Annotated in this window: 14 protein-coding genes and 3 pseudogenes; 3 read left to right on the top strand and 14 right to left on the bottom strand. The window is 55.6% G+C overall.

The window, feature by feature from the left end; translation table 11 throughout:
- Window positions 1-109: 109 nt before the first annotated feature.
- The 4 genes from tpx to BCA33_RS11270 form a co-directional block, all read right to left on the bottom strand.
- The gene (tpx, locus tag BCA33_RS11285) at window positions 110-607 is read right to left on the bottom strand and encodes a thiol peroxidase (protein ID WP_071265896.1); all 498 of its coding nucleotides are present in this window, start codon (window positions 605-607) and stop codon (window positions 110-112) included.
- Window positions 608-676: 69 nt separating this feature from the next.
- The gene (locus BCA33_RS11280; protein WP_071265894.1) at window positions 677-1,888 is read right to left on the bottom strand and encodes a Bcr/CflA family multidrug efflux MFS transporter; all 1,212 of its coding nucleotides are present in this window, start codon (window positions 1,886-1,888) and stop codon (window positions 677-679) included.
- A 107-nt stretch (window positions 1,889-1,995) separates the two neighbouring features.
- Window positions 1,996-2,907 carry a LysR family transcriptional regulator gene (locus BCA33_RS11275; protein ID WP_071266026.1) on the bottom strand — a complete coding sequence of 304 codons (912 nt, stop codon included), beginning with the start codon at window positions 2,905-2,907 and terminating at the stop codon, window positions 1,996-1,998.
- Window positions 2,908-2,955: 48 nt separating this feature from the next.
- Window positions 2,956-4,107 carry an alpha/beta fold hydrolase gene (locus BCA33_RS11270; protein WP_071265892.1) on the bottom strand — a complete coding sequence of 384 codons (1,152 nt, stop codon included), beginning with the start codon at window positions 4,105-4,107 and terminating at the stop codon, window positions 2,956-2,958.
- A gap of 167 nt (window positions 4,108-4,274) precedes the next feature.
- Here BCA33_RS11270 and BCA33_RS11265 point away from each other — a divergent pair, with 167 nt between their 5' ends.
- Window positions 4,275-5,168 carry an acyltransferase gene (locus BCA33_RS11265; protein WP_071265890.1) on the top strand — a complete coding sequence of 298 codons (894 nt, stop codon included), beginning with the start codon at window positions 4,275-4,277 and terminating at the stop codon, window positions 5,166-5,168.
- A 13-nt stretch (window positions 5,169-5,181) separates the two neighbouring features.
- On the opposite strand, the pseudogene BCA33_RS21810 reads toward BCA33_RS11265, so the two are convergent.
- The 8 genes and pseudogenes from BCA33_RS21810 to BCA33_RS11230 form a co-directional block, all read right to left on the bottom strand.
- Window positions 5,182-5,402 (bottom strand): annotated as a pseudogene (locus tag BCA33_RS21810) (hypothetical protein).
- Window positions 5,403-5,478: 76 nt separating this feature from the next.
- Window positions 5,479-7,463 (bottom strand): annotated as a pseudogene (locus BCA33_RS11260) (ribonuclease R family protein).
- Window positions 7,464-7,669: 206 nt separating this feature from the next.
- Complete coding sequence (locus tag BCA33_RS11255) at window positions 7,670-8,119, bottom strand: DUF411 domain-containing protein (RefSeq protein WP_071265888.1); 450 nt, start codon at window positions 8,117-8,119, stop codon at window positions 7,670-7,672.
- 141 nt (window positions 8,120-8,260) lie between these two features.
- Window positions 8,261-10,881: pseudogene (locus BCA33_RS11250) on the bottom strand (heavy metal translocating P-type ATPase).
- A 6-nt stretch (window positions 10,882-10,887) separates the two neighbouring features.
- The gene (locus tag BCA33_RS11245; RefSeq protein WP_071266024.1) at window positions 10,888-11,319 is read right to left on the bottom strand and encodes a MerR family DNA-binding protein; all 432 of its coding nucleotides are present in this window, start codon (window positions 11,317-11,319) and stop codon (window positions 10,888-10,890) included.
- A 222-nt stretch (window positions 11,320-11,541) separates the two neighbouring features.
- Window positions 11,542-11,862, bottom strand: a complete 321-nt coding sequence (locus BCA33_RS11240) for a hypothetical protein (RefSeq protein ID WP_071265886.1) — start codon at window positions 11,860-11,862, stop codon at window positions 11,542-11,544.
- 58 nt (window positions 11,863-11,920) lie between these two features.
- A complete protein-coding gene (locus BCA33_RS11235; RefSeq protein WP_368087242.1) occupies window positions 11,921-14,179 on the bottom strand; it encodes an EAL domain-containing protein in 2,259 nt (752 codons plus the stop codon).
- Window positions 14,176-14,613, bottom strand: coding sequence for a CoA-binding protein (locus BCA33_RS11230; RefSeq protein ID WP_071265884.1), 438 nt, complete (start codon window positions 14,611-14,613; stop codon window positions 14,176-14,178). The genes BCA33_RS11235 and BCA33_RS11230 overlap by 4 nt, the downstream gene beginning before the upstream one ends.
- Window positions 14,614-14,786: 173 nt before the next feature.
- Here BCA33_RS11230 and BCA33_RS20500 point away from each other — a divergent pair, with 173 nt between their 5' ends.
- Complete coding sequence (locus BCA33_RS20500; protein ID WP_175469763.1) at window positions 14,787-14,960, top strand: hypothetical protein; 174 nt, start codon at window positions 14,787-14,789, stop codon at window positions 14,958-14,960.
- 568 nt (window positions 14,961-15,528) lie between these two features.
- Here BCA33_RS20500 and folE read toward each other — a convergent pair.
- Window positions 15,529-16,098, bottom strand: a complete 570-nt coding sequence (gene folE, locus BCA33_RS11225) for a GTP cyclohydrolase I FolE (protein ID WP_071265882.1) — start codon at window positions 16,096-16,098, stop codon at window positions 15,529-15,531.
- A gap of 252 nt (window positions 16,099-16,350) precedes the next feature.
- Here folE and BCA33_RS11220 point away from each other — a divergent pair, with 252 nt between their 5' ends.
- On the top strand, window positions 16,351-17,265 hold the full coding sequence (locus BCA33_RS11220) for an alpha/beta fold hydrolase (protein ID WP_071265878.1): 915 nt from the start codon (window positions 16,351-16,353) through the stop codon (window positions 17,263-17,265).
- A gap of 16 nt (window positions 17,266-17,281) precedes the next feature.
- Here BCA33_RS11220 and BCA33_RS11215 read toward each other — a convergent pair whose 3' ends face one another.
- Window positions 17,282-17,821 carry a GGDEF domain-containing protein gene (locus BCA33_RS11215; protein ID WP_302848223.1) on the bottom strand — a complete coding sequence of 180 codons (540 nt, stop codon included), beginning with the start codon at window positions 17,819-17,821 and terminating at the stop codon, window positions 17,282-17,284.
- Between the last annotated feature and the right edge of the window lie 46 nt (window positions 17,822-17,867).

The following is a 17,867-nucleotide window of genomic DNA, read 5'->3' as shown; positions in this document are numbered from 1 at the left end:
GGTGATGCCTTGGTCCGGGTTTGTATATTGGAGTTTAACAGTTTTGTGTTCGAGTTCGGGGGTGGCCTGGCAGACGGACCGTCCGCCAGGCTTGTGCCTGGGTATAGCCTCAGAGAGCCTTCAATGCTGCGTCGTAGTCGGGCTCGTCTTTGATTTCGTTTACAAGCTGGCTGTGGATAACTTTGTTGTCCTCATCAAGAACCAACACGGCGCGGGCGCAAAGGCCGGCCAGTGGACCGGTCTGAATGCTGACTCCGTAGTCCTGCTGGAAGCTGTAGTTCCGGAAGGATGAAAGCGTGATGACGTTTTCCAAGCCTTCTGCGCCGCAAAAACGGGCTGCTGCAAACGGCAGGTCGGCGGAGACAACCAGTACAACGGTGTTGTCCAGAGCGCCGGCTTTTTCGTTAAATTTGCGGGTCGATGCCGCGCACACGCCGGTGTCGATGCTGGGAATGATGTTCAGGATTTTGCGCTTGCCTGCCCAATTATCAAGTTTTACGTCTTCCAGGCCGCTGTTGGTCAGCGTGAAGGGCGGCACTGTGTCGCCGCTCTGCGGAAACGTGCCGCTCACTTCAATGGGGTTGCCGTCGAGAGTTACTGTGCTCATTGGTTGCTCCTTGTTATCCGTAAATGTTCAGAAACAGCATACTCTGTTTAGACCATTTTGGATGAGTTTTCACCCCGCTTGTGGCTCGAACCCCGCGGCTGGGTGGCGCTGCACCAGCAGCAAGTAGCTGCCTAAGGCGGCAACGGCGCAGATGGCGATGATGGCCGACATTACCAGCGAGGTGCCGTCGTGCAAGTGCCCCACGAGCATGCCAGCAAAGGCTGCGACGGCCATTTGGGCAAAGCCGAACAGTGCTGAGGCGGAGCCGGCCATACGGGGGAAGTTGGCCATGGCGCCTGCCATGGTCTGGGGCATAACCATACCGGTGCCCGCCATAAACAGTGCTTGGGGCAGGATAACGGCCCACACACTGAAGACCTCCGCCAGTGCCAGCGCCACCATCAGGCCGCCGGCGGCAACGGCAATGATCAGCCCACGAACCAGAATTTGATCTGGCACCAGGCGACTGCCAAGGCGGATCGCTGTGAGGTTGCCGGTTACATAGCCAACTACAATGCCGGCGAAATACAGGCCGAACTGCTGTGGAGGCACTTCAAGAAAATCAATCAGCACGAAGGAGGAGCCCGAAAGAAACGCAAACAGCCCGGAGAATAGCAGCGCGTTGGTCAGGGTGTAGCCGAGAAAACTGATATCTGTGCCTATGGCGCGGTAGTTTCTCAGCAGGCTGCAGAGTCTCAGGGGCTGGCGGTACTCTGGCCGCATGGGTTCGGGGATGCCGAAAGCCACCACCACGGCCATGATCAGGGCATAACCCCCTAGTGCGAGAAAAATAGAGTGCCAACCCAGGCCGGCTACCATTAGGCCGCCCAGAGTGGGTGCGATGGCGGGCGCCAGGGCCATGATGCTGGCAAGAAGCGCCATGATTTTTGCTGCCTCCCGGGGAGTGTAAATATCCCGGATGGCGGCGCGGCCCAGAACTGGCCCGGCCGATCCGCCCAAGGCCTGCAAAAAACGGCACAGAATCAGAGTTTCAATGTTGCTGGCAAGAGCACAGCCAATACTGGCCAAGGCAAACAGGACAAACCCGCCAATCATGATCGGTTTACGCCCAAAGCGATCCGCCAGCGGGCCACAAACCAGTTGTGCGATGGCAAAACCGACCATATACAGGCTCAGGGTTAGCTGAACCTGGCTGGTGCCGGTGCCGAAATCGCTGCCGATTTGGGGCAGTGCCGGCAGGTACATGTCAGTGGCCAGTGGCCCCAGCGCAACGGCGGCGGCGAGCAGTATGGTTGTCCATATACTGGTTAAAGCGAGCATTTATCATCCATACCTTGGGGTGGGCGGGCGTGGAGTGGATTTTAGGGCTAAAGGGCCAAAAAATAACGGCAGTGCTGCTCATAGGATATATGAGCAAAATTGATAGGTTACTCGTTGAGGCCATTCATGGTGGCCGCTACGGCGTTCACCTGGTTTCGTAACCACCGGTGCGCAGGGTCGTTCTGGTTGCGGCGGTGCCAGACCATCAGCAGGGTAAAGGGCTTTAAGCTGAAGGGTAAGGGCACCCAGGCAAAATCCCGGAGTAAGTGTTTGCTCATGCGTTCAGGCGCGGTAACCAGCATGTCGCTGCCTCGGAGAAATTCTGGCAGGCCGGAAAAGTTGGAGACGGTAATCACGTTGCGGCGGGTCAGCCCGCGGGCAGAAAGTCCGGCTTCGAGGGCGGGTTTCTCGCCGCTGCCAAATACCAGGGCAATGTGATCGGCTTTCAGGTATTCGGTGACTGTCTCTGGCGCTTCGCGCTGGCCTGGATCGTAGAAAACCACCATGCGATCGGCCATTAGGCCTCTTTGCATAATGTCGGTGGCTTCCGGCGCGTGAGGTGAGATGATCAGGTCGCAGATGTCTTTGCGCAGCATCTCTGCAGTGGGAATGCCTGATGCAATTACCTGCAACATTATGCCCGGAGCCTGTTGTCGCAGACGTTGCATCAGCGGGGGCAGGAGCAAGTCCCGTTCGTAGTCGTTAGCGGCAATGGTGAAGGTGAACTCGGTGGTTTCTGGCGTGAAGGGTGGGCCGGAGGCCAGGGAGTGCATGTCGTCGAGAATCTGGCGAACGTGGGGGCCTGCCTGTACTGCGTAGCGCGTGGGTGTTATGCCGCGCCCGGATTTAACGAACAGGGGGTCCCTCAGGGCGTTCCGTAGGCGCTCCAGCGTGTGGCTTACTGCCGACTGACTGACGCCAAGCTTGACTGCCGCGCGGGAAACACTGCCCTCGTCAAGAACGGCGACAAAGGTCTGCAGCGCGCGAATATCAAGATTGAATGTATCAATAAGGTTCATGGATAGCAGTGTAATCCACAACCGCCATTCCCGGAACCGGGCACGCCATCAATCTGAACGCTGTGCCAGCCACTGGGCCATGTCCAGCCAGCTTTCCCGGGGCGCTTTGCTGCCCGCCAAAATGCCCATGTGGCCGCCGGGGACCACGCGAAAGGCTGTGTCTTCTGAGCTGACATGATCTATCAGCCGTTCTGCCGCCGCAGGCGTCACTATGGTGTCCTCGCTGCCTGCTACGGCAAACAGGTTGGCACTGACGTTGTTTAGTTGTACTTGATCATCACCAATCTGCACTGTGCCCCGGGACAGTTGGTTGTCGATCCAGATACGCACGACCGTGTCCTGAACGACACCGCCGGGGTAGGCCACCATGCGATCAAGGAAGGCAGATGTTGTGGCATGGCTGGTTACAAACTCCCGATCTCCCAACCGGATGATCAACTCCCAGTAACCCATAAAACTGCCGACAGGGTTGGTCAGTTTGAAGCCGATCGTATTTAACCAACCCGGGCTGTGGAACCAGTGCGGCCGGAGATCGTGAATTCGGAAGCCGGTACGTTTGCGGATAGATTCGGCCACATCCGCCAGGCGCTGATTCAGTAACCCCAGAACGCCGGAAGCATGGCTGTCGATAGGCGATCCCAGCACAATGGCGTTACGCACATGTTGGTCTTTGCTCAGGGCCGAATAAAACAGGGTAAACATGCCACCCATGCTCCAGCCGTGCAGCGACAATTCCTGCTGGCCACTGTGTTCGCGCACCCGGTTTAGGGAGGCGGGCAGGAGTTCTGCTACATAGGTATGCAAGTTGTAATGGCTGTGTGCCCGGGTTGGTGTGCCCCAGTCAATGAGGTAAACCTCAAAACCTTTGGCACGTAGAAATCTTACCAGGCTGCGCTGGGGGAAAAGATCATAGATCAGCATATTCACCGCCAGCGGCGGCACAATCACCACAGGGGTTCGATGGCTTTTTCGTTCAACTGTAATGGTTCTGCCATCCAGGTCGATGAAATCTTCTTTGAGAGGCGGGTAATAACGCAGGCTGACCAGCCCGTCTGAATGAAGTGTTTCAAAGGGTGTTTGCCCTGCCTGCACCAGGCTTGAGGCGCGGAATACACGATCAAAGGCGTTGCCAGCATAAAGCTTTGTCTGCCGTGCCAGCTTTGCGGCTTTTTCGGTCGCGGCTTGAGTGAGGTCGGGCATCAAAAAATTCCATGGTTAAAAATGGAGGCTATCTTGCAGCGCCTGGCCGCGCTATGGCAGTACTGTCACTATTAGATGGCAATGTGGTCACAATCAGCCACTGCCCATAGCCGGCGGTGATTGGTATGATTGCTCACCACTGGCTAAATAATCACAACAGGAACCGCATGCTCAGCTTCCTACCTGCTCCCGTTATCGGCGTACTCAATTCCATTTTACTGGGAGTTAACACACTTTTTTGGTGCCTGTTGCTCTATATTCCGGCGCTGTTGAAACTCATTATCCCCCACAAGGGCTTCCGGGTTTTGTGTACCCGCATCATTATCTGGATCTCGGAATCCTGGGTGGCGTGCAATACCGGCTGGATGAAGCTAACCCATGGCACGCAATGGCATGTCACTGGCGCGGAAAATCTCCGCCGTGAAAGCTGGTATCTTGTGCTCAGCAATCATCAAAGCTGGGTAGATATCTTTGCCATGCAGCGGGAATTCAACCGCCGTGCGCCTTTTCTGAAGTTTTTTCTGAAACAGCAACTTATTTGGGTACCGGTCATCGGGCTTGCCTGGTGGGGCCTGGATTTCCCCTTCATGAAGCGTTACACCCGAGAGTACTTGATCAAGCACCCGGAGAAACGCGGGGAAGACCTGAAAGCCACCCGCCGTGCCTGTGAGAAGTTTCGCTACACCCCTGTGAGCGTGATGAACTTTGTGGAAGGCACGCGGTTCACCCAGGCCAAGCACGATAAGCAGAAATCACGTTACACCCACTTGCTTACGCCAAAAGCTGGCGGCGCCGCTTTTGTACTGGACACCATGGGTGATTCGATACAAACGCTCGTTGACGTAACTATTGCCTACCCTGGCGGAGCGCCGTCGTTTTGGGATTTTATGTGCGGACGGATAAGTGAAGTGAAAATGGAGATTCACACCGTGACCATTCCCGAGCACCTGAAAGGGCGGGATTATTCCACCGATGGTGAACACAGGCGCAACGTGAAGAACTGGCTGGCGGAGCAGTGGCAAGCCAAAGACGCCCGCCTGGAGAAAATGCTCCGCTCGTAACGCAGGAACGACGTCAGCGTTCGCTGTCGTCGCTCTTCTTGTCATCACCTTCTATATCGTCTGGATGCTCGCGCTGGTAGCGCTCCCAATCTTCCCAATCGTGAGGTGTGCCGGCATTGGGCCGGCGCAGGTGTTTGGCGTGCTCTATCGCGTTGTGGCGAAGACTGTGATCCGGCGTTTCGTCTTCCTTGTCGAAACCATGTTTTTCAGAAACTCATCCGGGGTGATGGGCATGGCGCACCTCCTTTAAGGATCAGGGATACCCTGAGCTACTCTACTGTTAGTAAGATGCGCCTGATCTGATGGTTTTTCAACCGGCTCCGGCGTTGGCGGCGACCGGGGTTTCCGCTGTCTCTACCAGTTTGAAGTTGATCTGCCGGCGCTCGTCATCCACGCCTGAAAAACTGACTTTCACTGCCTGATCCAGCTGGAAGATACGGCCATTCTTGTTGTGAGTCAGGCGCAGAGTCACTGGGTCAAAGCTGTACTTGCCATTCAGATCTTTGCAGCTGATAAACCCTTCCAACCCGTTTGCTTCCAAGCGTACGAAAAAGCCGGCGGGGATGGTTCGGCTTATAATGCCGTCCATAGGTTCCTCGCTCAGGGTTTTGGCAAAGTCGCTTTTGAGCCAGGTTTCCAGGCTGTTCGCAGCTTGGCGAGCTTTGAACTGTGCGCCCTGAAGTGCCAGTAGCTTGTCTCCGCTCAGCGCCATCATGGGGGTGTCCCACAGTGCTGCTTTGATAACCCGGTGAACATAAAGGTCGGAATACTTGCGCAGGGGCGATGTGAAGGTGGTGTAGGCGCTAAGGCCCATGCCTTGGTGTGGTGCGGCAGAAAATGCCAGTTCAGCCGGGCCAGTTGGCGCGAGAGGATGGTTTTCACGGGTACTTCCGCTTCCAGCTCGGAGGTCTGCTTCATTATTTCCCGAAAGCCATCGGCAGTGCTGGGGTCAAATTCCGCAAGGTGGGGCGCATAGCCTTTAATCAGAGCACGGGTATTGTCCGCTCGATCATCTCGAAGCCCAGGGTGTTGGATGAATAGGCCAGAAGGTTGTTTGGCCAAAAAATCTGCAGCACACCGGTTGGCTGCAACCATGCACTCTTCCACTAGGCGGTGTGCCTCGTTTTGTATCGACGGTTCAATGGCACGAATGCGCCGGTTTTCATCCAGCCTAAGCCGGAATTCGGGCCGGTCGCCACTTAGCAGTGCGTGTTCACTGCGCCATTTTCGCAGAGCGGTTGCCACTTGATGGAGCTGGTCCAGGCTGTTGGAAACCGAGTCTGGCAAGGCTTTGATATCTTCGTCTTCGCGCCCTTCAATCAGATTGGATACAAGGTCGTAACTGAGCTTGGCCTTGGAGCGGATGACCGCTTGATGAAAACTGTAATCGCCCAGGCTGCCATCGTTATTGACCTGCAGGTCGCACACCAGAGCTAGGCGGTTCATGTCTGGCATCAGCGAGCACAGCCGGGTACTGATGCTATCAGGGAGCATGGGCAAAGGTTCACCCGGAAAATAAATAGCCGTTGCCCGGTTGAAAGCTTCAACCTCCGCTGGGCTTTCGGGCCCAATGAGTGCGGATGGATCGGCAATCGCAATGGATAGCGACCAGCCAGTTACATTGGGTTCCGCCAGCAGTGCATCGTCCATATCCTGGGTGGCGGGGCTATCGATGGTTACGTAAGCGCGCTCAGTGCGGTCTTCCCGGCTGGTTTCGCAGGCCGTAATGCTGGCTTCGTTCAGACTATCCGCTTGCTCTATAACGGGCGCGGGCCAAGCATCTGCCAGATCGAAGGTGGCCAGGGTGAGGGCTCGCTCTATTCCTGGCTCGCCTGCCTTGCCAATAACCCGAAGAATCTTTGCCTGGCCCTTTCCGTCTTTAATCGGGTGCTTGTGAATGCAGCAGTAAATATAATCGTCGGGCTGCGCATTCATGCGCTCTTTAGGCGGGATAAAAATCCAGCGATTGATGCCCGGCGTTTCCGGCACCACAAAATGTCCTTTGCCCTTCACCAGATAACGCCCAACAAAGGTGCTTAGAGGGCTTTCTAGAAGCTCGTCCACAACGCCTTGGGTTTTGCCTTTGTCTACTTCCTGTTCGGACACATTAACCCTGTCGCCTGGAAGCACCTTTTGCATTTCTTCTGGCGGCAGAAAAACATCCCGACCTTCATCTAGCGTGACGAACCCGAAGCGGCCGTTGGTGGCTTTAACCTTCCCTGGGAAAACAACTTTGCTTTCCTCAATATCAGTTTTTAGCTGGCGCAACTGGTTGATAGCGTCGGCATTGAGCATGGGTGAACCTGGCTGAAAAAATGAATGATGGAGCGAAGTATAACGGTTATAGCGGTATGAGTCAGACCTGTTACGCGGGGTTAATTGCGGTATTTTTCAGGGCCGTGATACAAACGCAGTTGCAGCCATTGTTCCTGGCCCGGTACGGGAGGGGTACCGGGCTGTCTGATATTCAGGTAGAGGCTAGCCCTGCTGGGCTGTTCAGCCTAGTTATGTTCGGAAAACACCTTGGTCTGGCCTTTCTCGTTGAACATCAGTACCTGGTAGTGGTCTTTGCGGTCGCCCATTTCCATGCCCGGTGAGCCAGCGGGCATGCCGGGAACGGCCAGGCCTTTGGCTTTCGGGGCGCGGGCTATGAGGCTGTGAATGTCATCCGCGGGCACGTGGCCCTCGATCACGTAGTCACCCACGAAAGCGGTGTGACAGCTGGTCAGGTTGGGGGTGAGCCCGGCTTCCATTTTGACGCGATTTATGTCCTGAGTGTCTGTAACTTCCACCTTAAAGCCGTTGCTTTCAAGGTGATCGACCCAGTCTGTGCAACAACCGCATGTGGGCGACTTGTAGACGTGGATACTTTGAGCAGCACCTGCCGCCAAAAGTGGGGTGCTGAAGCCGAGGGTTGCACCAAGGGCCAATCCGAGAATCTGTTTTTTCATGGTTTTGCTCTCTTTAATGTCGTGTTCAGTGATCGCTGTGATCTTGTGCAGGCGCGTCGCTATCCGATGAAGAAAGCCAGAACCACCAGATGGTTGCGGCCATTAGAACAAGCCCTCCGGCATTGACCAATATTGTTTCCATCAGTTCCGCTCCTGTTTTGATTTTTGGCCTTGGTTTGGCGATTGAGCTGGCTTGTGACTGGATTTAAACAGACGTAGCCGGTTAGCGTTGGTAACAACGGTTACCGAAGATAACGACATGGCAGCGCCAGCGAGAATGGGGCTCATCAGTATGCCCCATACCGGGTACAGAAGGCCTGCGGCAATGGGAATGCCCAGGCTGTTGTAAATAAAGGCGCCGAAAAGGTTCTGGTGAATATTCGACACGGTGGCCCGGGAAATCTCGATGGCATCCGGTACGCCGTGCAGGGAACCGCGCATCAGAGTGATCGCAGCGCTTTCGATGGCTACGTCGGTGCCTGTGCCTATGGCGAAGCCACATCAGCGGCGGCAAGCGCCGGTGCGTCGTTAATGCCGTCACCCACCATAGCCACGGTGTAGCCTTTGCCGCGCATTTCGTTCACTACGTCGGATTTGTCTTCAGGCAGGACTTCGGCACGGTAATCGTCGATGCCGGTTTTGGCGGCAATGGCTTTGGCGGTGGCGTCGATATCGCCAGTGACCATCATTACCCTGATGCCGGCATCGTGCAGGCGCCGGATGGCGGCCTGCGAATCTGACTTGATGGCATCGGCAACCCCCATAACGCCTAGCAATTCAGTGCCCCGGGCAAGGAATAGCGGGGTGCCAGCCTGCTCGGTAATGGCTTTTTCCGCATCGGCCATGTCATTTAACGAAACGCCTTCGGCTTCCAGCCACCGGCGGTTGCCCAGCCGAACCAGCTCACCTTCAAACTCACCTGCCACGCCTTTGCCGTTCAGCGCTTTAAAACCGGTGACGTTGAGTGGCTGTGCGTTTTGCTCTTTCGCCTTGTTAATAATGGCTTCCGCAAGCGGGTGTTCGGAATGTTGTTCCAGGCCTGCTGCCAAGGCCAGCAATTGCTGTTCATCGCCATTCACCGCGTGCACGCTTGTTACCGCCGGGTGACCTTCGGTGATGGTGCCGGTTTTATCCAGAATCACCAGATCCAGCTTGCCCGCGGTTTGCAGGGCATCGCCCTGGCGAATCAGAGCGCCGTATTCCGCCGCCTTGCCAACGCCTACCATTACCGACATGGGCGTAGCCAAGCCTAGCGCACAGGGGCAAGCAATGATTAGTATGGTCGTGGCCGCAACCATCATGTGTACAGCCGCAGGCTCAGGCCCGAGGTTGTACCAGACCAATGCGGCGGCTACCGCGATCAGCATCACGCTGGGCACGAACACCGACGATATTTTGTCTGCCAGCCGCCCAATGGCAGGTTTCGAGCCCTGGGCTTTCTTCACCAAGTGGATAATCTGGGCTAATGCGGTTTCACTACCCACCCGTGTTGCCTCGTAGACGATTCCTCCATGGGTATTGAGCGTGCCGGCGGAAACCTCATCGTCCACCGCTTTACTCACGGGCATGGGCTCGCCGGTGAGCATGCTTTCGTCGATACGGGTGCTGCCCTCAACGACGCGCCCGTCTACCGGTAAATTCTCGCCAGGGCGAACCCGGATGTGATCGCCTTTGCGCACGTCTTCCACCGGGATATCCTGCTCTTGCCCATCGCGGATAACCCGTGCGGTTTTCGCTCGCAAGTCCAGTAGCCGACGAACCGCCTCGGATGTTTTGCCTTTGGCCCGGAGTTCCAGGGCTTGGCCCAGGTTGATCAGGCCGATAATCATGGCCGAGGCCTCAAAGTACACATGCCGTGCCATCTCGGGTAAGGCATCGGGAATGCTCACGACCGTTATGGAGTACAGCCATGCAGTGCCGGTACCCAGAGCAATCAGGGTGTCCATATTGGCGTTGTGGTGCCGGAAGGCCTTCCAGGCGCCGGTGTAGAAATGCCCGCCGGTACCGGCCATAACCACCAGAGTGAGCAGGCCCAGACCAAACCAGATGCCCTGGTTCGCCTCGGTTACCGTCATGGAGCCGAACCCCATGCCCCAGGCCATCAGGCCAACGCCCAGGCCCAGGCTGATCGCCATTTTCACCAGAAGGGTTTTGTAGCGTTTTTTGTCTTCTTGCTGCTTTTGGTCGTCTGCAGCATCCGCATCTTCAATCACACTGGCGCCGTAACCGGAGCTTTCCACCGCCTGGATCAAGGCTTGCGGGTCTGCCTCGCCCGTTGCCGTGGCGGTATTGTCCGCGAGGTTCATGTGAGCATGGGTAACGCCGGGCACAGACTTCAGTGCTTTTTCAATGGTATTGACGCAAGAAGCACAGGTAGCACCGGTTACTGCCAGATACACCTGATCGTCGCTTTGGGCCGGCGTTGCCGGTTTTTCAGGTTTGTTTTCAGAAGCCGTGGCCTGCTCGCCTGCATCGGGTTCTGAATCCGGCTTTTGTGACTTGGGCGAGCAGCAGCTGGCGGGCTTTTCAGTTACAGAATCAGCCACCGGCTCTGCCGGGTAACCCGCTTCCGTCACAATCCTGGCCGCTTTCGTGGTATCGATGCCTTCCGGCAACGCGACGGTCTGGTCTTCCAGATTTACCTCTACCAGGTCGGTATCACCGGTTAGCGGCTCCAGGGCATTGCGAATCTTTTTGGCGCAGCCCTGACAGGTGGCGCCGGAAATGCTGAGACTGGTATGTAACAAAGGTGCATCGTTCATAGTGGTTTACTCCTCAGCCTGTTTGCTGGGCTTGCTATCGTCCCAGTGCTCAATCAGCCGACAGATGGTACGACCATCCGGCGTGCCGTCCGGCATATCCTGCCAGGCGACCAGCGCTGTTTTCATTCGCTTGCGAAGTTGCTGTAACTCGCCAATCTCCCGCTCCACCTCGGCCAGCCGCTGCTGAAACACATCCCGAACCATGGGGCAGGGCGAGTGGTGGTCATCCGCCTGATCCAGAATCTGCCGAATCTCGGGCAATGAAAAACCTAACTGCCGTGCCTTGCGGGCAAAACGCAGGCGCCGAAGATCCTCAGTGTCGTATTGCTGATAATTGTTATCCGGATTCCGAGAGGGTTTAAGCAGTCTTTCCCGGGTGTAAAAACGGACTGTGTCCGGATTCACCCCCGCAGAGGTAGCAAGTTCTTTAACTTTCATATCCAGCAGTATCCGCCAATTGTTAACGAGCGACGGTGTGGATGGCTTGTCCGAAAATGCTCGGAGCCATGTGAAGGCGCAGAGCAAGCGTACATGGACGTATTCACAGCGGTTTTCGGACAAGCCATCCACACCGTCGCGGCCCGCACCGAAGTAAAAGGCCGACAATGTATTGATTAAGGATAGCTTAAAACCTATGACCTACTCACAGGTCAAAGGTTTTCAGGAGGAGGAGCCTTTGGCCCGAAGGAAGGTGTCGCAGCTTTTGCACTGATCTGGCGCCATCAGCTTGGCCTGCCAGCCAATCTTCACGCCACAAGCTGGGCAGGCCAGGCGCAACTGAAAAATAATAATCGGAGTAACCAGCGCCGCAAGCAAAAGCCCCAAAGGCCCCCAGTCGTCACCGCTGGAAAGCCCGAGCTGGCTACTGAAAACCAGAATGATAACCAGAGCCACAAACGCAAAAATGAAATAGTTCCGATTCCAGCGTTCCCACCGACGAAGCTTACTGTTCTGTTCCGGTGTTAGATAACCCGTGGTCATAAAGTCTCACCTGAAAATCAATTGCTGCTATTACTGTGTTGGGGGTGACAGAGGCCGATTACAAATCTGGCTCAGTCAGTGTGAGCGTTTCTGGCACGCCGCTACCCAGAGCTTGTTCCAGGTCTGCGGCCGAAACCGGACGGCTGATCAAATAACCCTGAGCCATGTTGCAGCGATGATTCTTGAGGAAATCCAGCTGCGCCTGGGTCTCCACGCCCTCTGCAACGACCCGCAAACCAAGGTTATGGGCAAGATTAATCACCGCTCGGGTAATCACAGCATCGTCGTGGCGCTCCGTCACGTTGGTAATAAACGAACGATCGATCTTCAGAAGATCCACCGGGAAGTCTCTGAGGTACGCCAAAGAAGAATAGCCAACACCAAAATCATCAATGGCCAGATGTACCCCAAGATCATGCAGGCGCGACAGCTGCCCAAGATTGTGTTCGATATTCTGAATGAAAATCTCCTCGGTCAGCTCAACCTCAAGCCGGTCGGCGGGGATGCCTTCTGTTTCCAGCGCCTTGCGTATACGTTCAACCAGATTTTCGTCGTCCAACTCCCGCCCGGAAAGATTCACGGCCACCCGAAGGTTTTCGAAGCGCGTTCCTTTCCATGCGGCCAGTTGTTGGCAGGCGGCCATGACCACCCATTGCCCTATATCGGTTATACGACCGCTTTCCTCAGCCAGAGGTATGAATTCACCGGGTGCTAGCAGGCCCCGGCGGGGGTGTTGCCAGCGAATGAGTGCCTCAACGCTGGTGATTTCGCCGTTGTCCAGGTTCAGCTGCGGCTGGTAATGCAGTACAAATTCGTTGTTGGCCAGAGCCTGACTAAGATCTTTCTCCAGCTCTAGCCGCAGCACCTCCCGCTCCTGCATGCCCTCGGTATAAAACTGGTAAGTGTTGCGGCCCTGCTCTTTGGCCCGATACAGCGCAATATCCGAGTTGCGCAGTAAAGTATCGGCATCCTGGCCGCTTTGGGGGTACACGGCAACACCCAGAGTTGCGGTAACACTGTGGGCTTCACCCTGAACCACATAAGGCGCGCCAAAACACTGTTTGATCCGTCCCAACAGGTAAATGACGTCGTCAATATCCTCCACATACTGCTGGCAGATCATAAACTCGTCACCGCCGGAATAGGCCACCAAAATGCGTTCATTACTCAGTTGGTTCAAGCGCCCGGAAACCTGGACCAGAAGCTCGTCACCAAACTGATGCCCCATGGAGTCGTTGAGCATCTGGAAGCGATCGAGATCGAGCATCACCAGAGCGACTTGCCGCGTCATGCGCTCTGCAATGGTCAGCGCATGGGCCAGATCCTCCATAAAAAAGCGTCGGTTCGCCAGGCCCGTGAGAATGTCTGTGGATTCGAGCCGCTCAAGGTCTTGCTGAATGGTTTTGCGCTGCGTAATTTCCTCATCCAGTTCCTGGCGGGTTGCCAGCAGAACCTGGTTGCGCTTGAATATGATCTGCAGCATAAGAGTTGTGAGGCTGGTCAGCAGGCCCATGAAAAGAAGCGTAATGAACGTCCAGCGCGGCCAGGGGCTGCGCTGTTTGTTGACCCATGCGGGCGATGGTTCAACAGTAATCTGCCATTCCAGCGAGGGAGGACTCACCGGCACGGTGTGGGACATGGGCGCGCTGGCACCTTCAAAGTCACTCAGGGTATGCACCAGAGCACCTTTGCTGTGGAGCGCTATCCGAAACATGGCCGGCTCCCGAGATGCCAACAGCTGTTGGGCCAGAGTTTCCATTCTGAAGACCCCGGCTATAAAACCGCTGTTGTCGAGGCCAGTGCCTACCGGCGCATAGATGACTATACCTTTGCCACCCTGGCGCAGATCCAGCACGCCGGAAATGTCGTAGTTACCGGATTGCTTGGCGGACTCCAGTGCGCTGCGACGGTTTTGATTAAACGCCGTGTTAAAGCCAAGGACGTTCTCATTGGCCTCAAGGGGTTCTAGCCAACGAATAATAAGGTCGCTGTCGATCCACTCTATGGCCTGATAAATGCGGAAGTCTACAAGATAGTTACGGGCATCCTCACGCCATTCGCGCTCCGACATTTGCGGATTTTTTTGCAGCCGGCTGGCCATGCGCCGGATGGAATCTGCGTGAACCATAAACTCCCGCTCCATGGAGTTGGCCATGCTTCGGGCTTCGTTTTCAAGATTGGCCTGTATCTGGCCTGTGTACTGTTGGATCAGGCCATAACGAAGCCCAGCTGCCATGGCAAGAAAAACAAGGAATATCACCGCTGGGAAGGCGGGATGTAACAGTCGCCTAACCAAGGGCCCTGATTTTTTGCTCACTCTCCAGAACCAATCGGGGGTATACCCTGTCTTGGGATCTCTTGCTTCGGACAGAGGTCCATCACAACCGTTACTCCAGCCGCTTCGGCTCTGGCTGCACCCTCTTCATTGATCACGCCAATTTGCATCCAGATGATGGGTACCTTCAGCTCGATGGCTTGGTCGATCACTGCATCGGTGCGCTCTGGGGCAAGGAAAAGCTCTACCATGTCGACGGGCTCGGGCAGGGCGGTGATGTCGGCGTATACAGCCTCACCCAGCAGTTGTTGACCGGCCAGACGGGGATTGACGGGAATAACTCGGTACCCGTGCGCTTGCATGAACACCATGACTTCATGGGAGGGCCGGTGGGTCTTCTCGCTAGCACCCACAAGCGCAATGGTGCGGACAGAGGTGAGTATGTTGCGAATGCAATTTGGGTCTTGAGTTGGCATATTACCGATACTGCTTTTATAGGAGTGGTCTGATCGTCTGCAACTAGCCACAATGACGCGCATGGTGGCGCACATTGGTCTGTGATTGAAATATACGCCCACCAGGTTGGATCATCAAATCTGACCGCAAAGACGCTACGGGTGGAATGCATGAATAGGGAGGGAAACTATAAATGGCGGTATTGACGATGCTTGGGGTAGGTCACTCCGAGGCGATGGATCATTGGAATAACAACGCAATGATTGAATCTGGTGGCCGGCGCCTGTTGATTGATGCAGGTTATACCATCAAATTTGCGTTGCGAGATCGCGGATCACTGTTTTGGTTTGGAGCGCATCGGTTATGAGTGCCGGTTTCAACATGGGTTCAAGCCTACGCTTTATTTGCCGCCTGGGGTCTACGAAGAGCTTTGGGAGCAAACACTGAAAGGCGTGATGGGGCAAGTTGGATGACAATCCGTTCGAGTTTGAAGGCGTGCGTCTGTCCCATTTTCAAAACCAGTACACACCCGACAAGCCCTCATACGGGCTGATGATTAACGAACACCTACTGTTCAGCGGTGATACCCGTCCTATCCGGCAGCTGTGTGTTTTTTGGCTGTAATTTCAGTGGCGCCGGGGGCGTGTCCTTGCGTGGTGTGCAGGCTTGCTCTGTGTTCTTGGAGTTTGGCACGCGAGGCAGTGATGACATGTTTTGGCTGAACGAAATGAGCCTCAGAGGGTGTCTGGCCTTGAACGGAACGTTTGAGACCCCCGTGCAATTGTTGGCCAAACAGGATGAGGCGCCAGCTAATGAGTCACCCGGCTTGGGGCACGCATGGATGCTCGAGTTGGAAAGCCCGGAGCTGGGCCCGCCGCGCTTACATTCGAAAGCGGTTGCGATAGCTGCCTGGTTGAGTCGCGCGCGCTTTAACGTTAGGCGCGGTTGCTCACAAGTTGCAGGAACTCAGTCCGCGTGGCCTGGGATTTACGGAACTGCCCCAGCATCATGGAGGTTTTCATTTTTGAGTTCTGCTTCTCGACACCGCGCATCATCATGCACATGTGCTGGGCTTCGATAACCACGGCAACGCCTTTAGCACCGGTAACACTCTCTACGGCTTCGGCGATCTGGCGCGTCAGGTTTTCCTGAATTTGCAGGCGACGGGCATACATATCCACAATGCGGGCAAATTTCGATAAGCCCAAAACCCGGCCCTGGGGCAAGTAGGCAATGTGGCATTTGCCGATAAACGGCAGCATGTGGTGCTCGCACATGCTGTACAACTCGATATCTTGTACTACAACCATCTCATCCATGGCGGATTCAAACACCGCATTGTTAACGAGATCGCCAAGATTCTGCTGGTAGCCCTGGGTAAGGAACTGCATGGCTTTAGCGGCACGCTTGGGGGTGTCTTGCAGACCTTCGCGGCTGGAGTCTTCGCCCAGCCCGTCGATGATGGCGCGGTAGTGGCCCGTCAGGTCGTCAAGGAGTTTGGTCATAGTCTTTTCCGGTCTCTTTAAAGGGTACAGGGTGATCAAGAATAATGATAAAGCGCAATGATAAGGCGTAATGGTGTTAAGCGAGGGCTAAAGCTTAAGTGAATTTGCGCCGTATCTCTACGGTTTGCGATGAAGCTCTCTGAAAAGACCCGCTCCAGTTTGCAGTTTACGCAGTGCTCTTACCCAGCTCTGGCGGGAGAGCCGGGTTTATTCTACAGTCGCAGGCTGTGAAGGATTTATCGGTGACAGCGCATGGGACAGCAAGTACCTGGCATCCAGGACGTAACAGTGGGCAGCGGTGAGGTTGCTTTGCTGGAGGAGTGGCAGCAGGGCGGAAAATGGTTCAGCTACGAGGGCCACGCGATATTCAGCCGCATGGCGGGTAGAGGAGAGCCGCTGGTGCTGATGCACGGATTTCCCACGGCAAGTTGGGACTGGAGCCGGATATGGCCCATGCTGGTTCAGAGTCATAATGTGTTGGCTCTGGATATGTTGGGGTTTGGCTTTTCTGACAAGCCCCGGGGGCATGCCTACAGCATTGAAGACCAGGCAGATTTGATGCAGGGGCTGCTGGAAGGCCTTGGGCTTGGGTCGGTGCACATTTTTGCTCATGACTACGGATGCAGTGTTGCCCAGGAACTGCTGGCCCGTGAACAGGAGGGGGTGCTGCCCTTCCAGATCGCCAGTGTCTGCTTCCTGAATGGAGCATTGTTCCCGGAAGTGCATAACCCTTTGATGATTCAGAAATTGTTGAGCAGTCCGCTGGGTGGGCTGCTTAGCCGGGCTTTGACCCGACGCAGTTTTGAGCGCAGTTTCTTGAAGTTGTTTGGCAGCAAACACCTCCCGAGCCAGCAGGATATGGACAATTTTTGGTATCTGCTCACCTATAACAACGGCCGTGGCATCCTGCATCATTTGATACAATTTATGGAAGAACGCAGATGCCATCGCCATCGTTGGGTGTCGGCGCTACAGAATGCCAGACAACCCATGCGTCTTATTTCCGGTACCGCAGACCCTGTGTCGGGTGCAGCCATGGCGCAGCGCTACCAGGAGATGATTCCAGATGCAGATGTGGTGCAGCTGAGAAGCGTCGGGCATTACCCGCACTTTGAGAGCCCTTGGGAGGTGTTCGGCGCATACAGGGAGTTTCGCAAGCGTCGATAAGGTAAGGGTATGCGCGTCAGCTGGTAACGGGGGGCATAGGCTCGCCCAGGCCCTGGCTATCTGGTTCCAGTTGTCCCGCAGCGCTTATCACTTGATTACGGCCCTGTGATTTGGCTTCGTACAGCGCCTGATCCGCACGATTCAGCCATACCGACCAGGTTTCGCCCTTGCTTACTTCGGCTATACTGGCGCTGGCGGTCACCTTTATATCCTCAAGAAACGGCCGTGCACTGATGCTGGTCAGCAGCTGGTGCGCCAGGAGATTGCCTTCTTGCTGACTGGTCTCAGGCAACACGATCATGAACTCCTCACCGCCAATCCGAAAAAGCTGGTCGCTTTCTCTGAGACGCTTGCGCAGCCTTAAAGTCATCTCTTTCAGCACCTTGTCGCCTGCCAGGTGCCCCCACTGATCATTGATGAGCTTGAAATAATCCAGGTCCAGCAGAATCAGGCTGGATACTCGCTCATAGCGTTCACGCATCTGGATTTGGCTGTTCAGGATGTCGGCCAGTTGTGACCGGTTGAGGCAGCCGGTAAGTGGGTCTGTGGTTGCCAGCCGGGTCAGCTCATTCTGAAGTTTTCCACCAGCCAGGCGAAATCAT

This window comes from Marinobacter sp. AC-23 (assembly GCF_001858325.1).
Classification (GTDB): Bacteria; Pseudomonadota; Gammaproteobacteria; order Pseudomonadales; family Oleiphilaceae; genus Marinobacter.
Note: the sequence above shows the minus strand (reverse complement) of the source record. Positions and strands in the feature narration are given on the sequence as shown.

Excerpts from the sequence above, each read along its gene's own strand:
- tpx (WP_071265896.1), bottom strand. The coding sequence starts at position 607 with ATGAGCACAGTAACTCTCGACGGCAACCCCATTGAAGTGAGCGGCACG.
- BCA33_RS11280 (WP_071265894.1), bottom strand. The coding sequence starts at position 1,888 with ATGCTCGCTTTAACCAGTATATGGACAACCATACTGCTCGCCGCCGCC.
- BCA33_RS11275 (WP_071266026.1), bottom strand. The coding sequence starts at position 2,907 with ATGAACCTTATTGATACATTCAATCTTGATATTCGCGCGCTGCAGACC.
- BCA33_RS11270 (WP_071265892.1), bottom strand. The coding sequence starts at position 4,107 with ATGCCCGACCTCACTCAAGCCGCGACCGAAAAAGCCGCAAAGCTGGCA.
- BCA33_RS11265 (WP_071265890.1), top strand. The coding sequence starts at position 4,275 with ATGCTCAGCTTCCTACCTGCTCCCGTTATCGGCGTACTCAATTCCATT.
- BCA33_RS11255 (WP_071265888.1), bottom strand. The coding sequence starts at position 8,119 with ATGAAAAAACAGATTCTCGGATTGGCCCTTGGTGCAACCCTCGGCTTC.
- BCA33_RS11245 (WP_071266024.1), bottom strand. The coding sequence starts at position 11,319 with ATGAAAGTTAAAGAACTTGCTACCTCTGCGGGGGTGAATCCGGACACA.
- BCA33_RS11240 (WP_071265886.1), bottom strand. The coding sequence starts at position 11,862 with ATGACCACGGGTTATCTAACACCGGAACAGAACAGTAAGCTTCGTCGG.
- BCA33_RS11230 (WP_071265884.1), bottom strand. The coding sequence starts at position 14,613 with ATGCCAACTCAAGACCCAAATTGCATTCGCAACATACTCACCTCTGTC.
- BCA33_RS20500 (WP_175469763.1), top strand. The coding sequence starts at position 14,787 with ATGGCGGTATTGACGATGCTTGGGGTAGGTCACTCCGAGGCGATGGAT.
- folE (WP_071265882.1), bottom strand. The coding sequence starts at position 16,098 with ATGACCAAACTCCTTGACGACCTGACGGGCCACTACCGCGCCATCATC.
- BCA33_RS11220 (WP_071265878.1), top strand. The coding sequence starts at position 16,351 with ATGGGACAGCAAGTACCTGGCATCCAGGACGTAACAGTGGGCAGCGGT.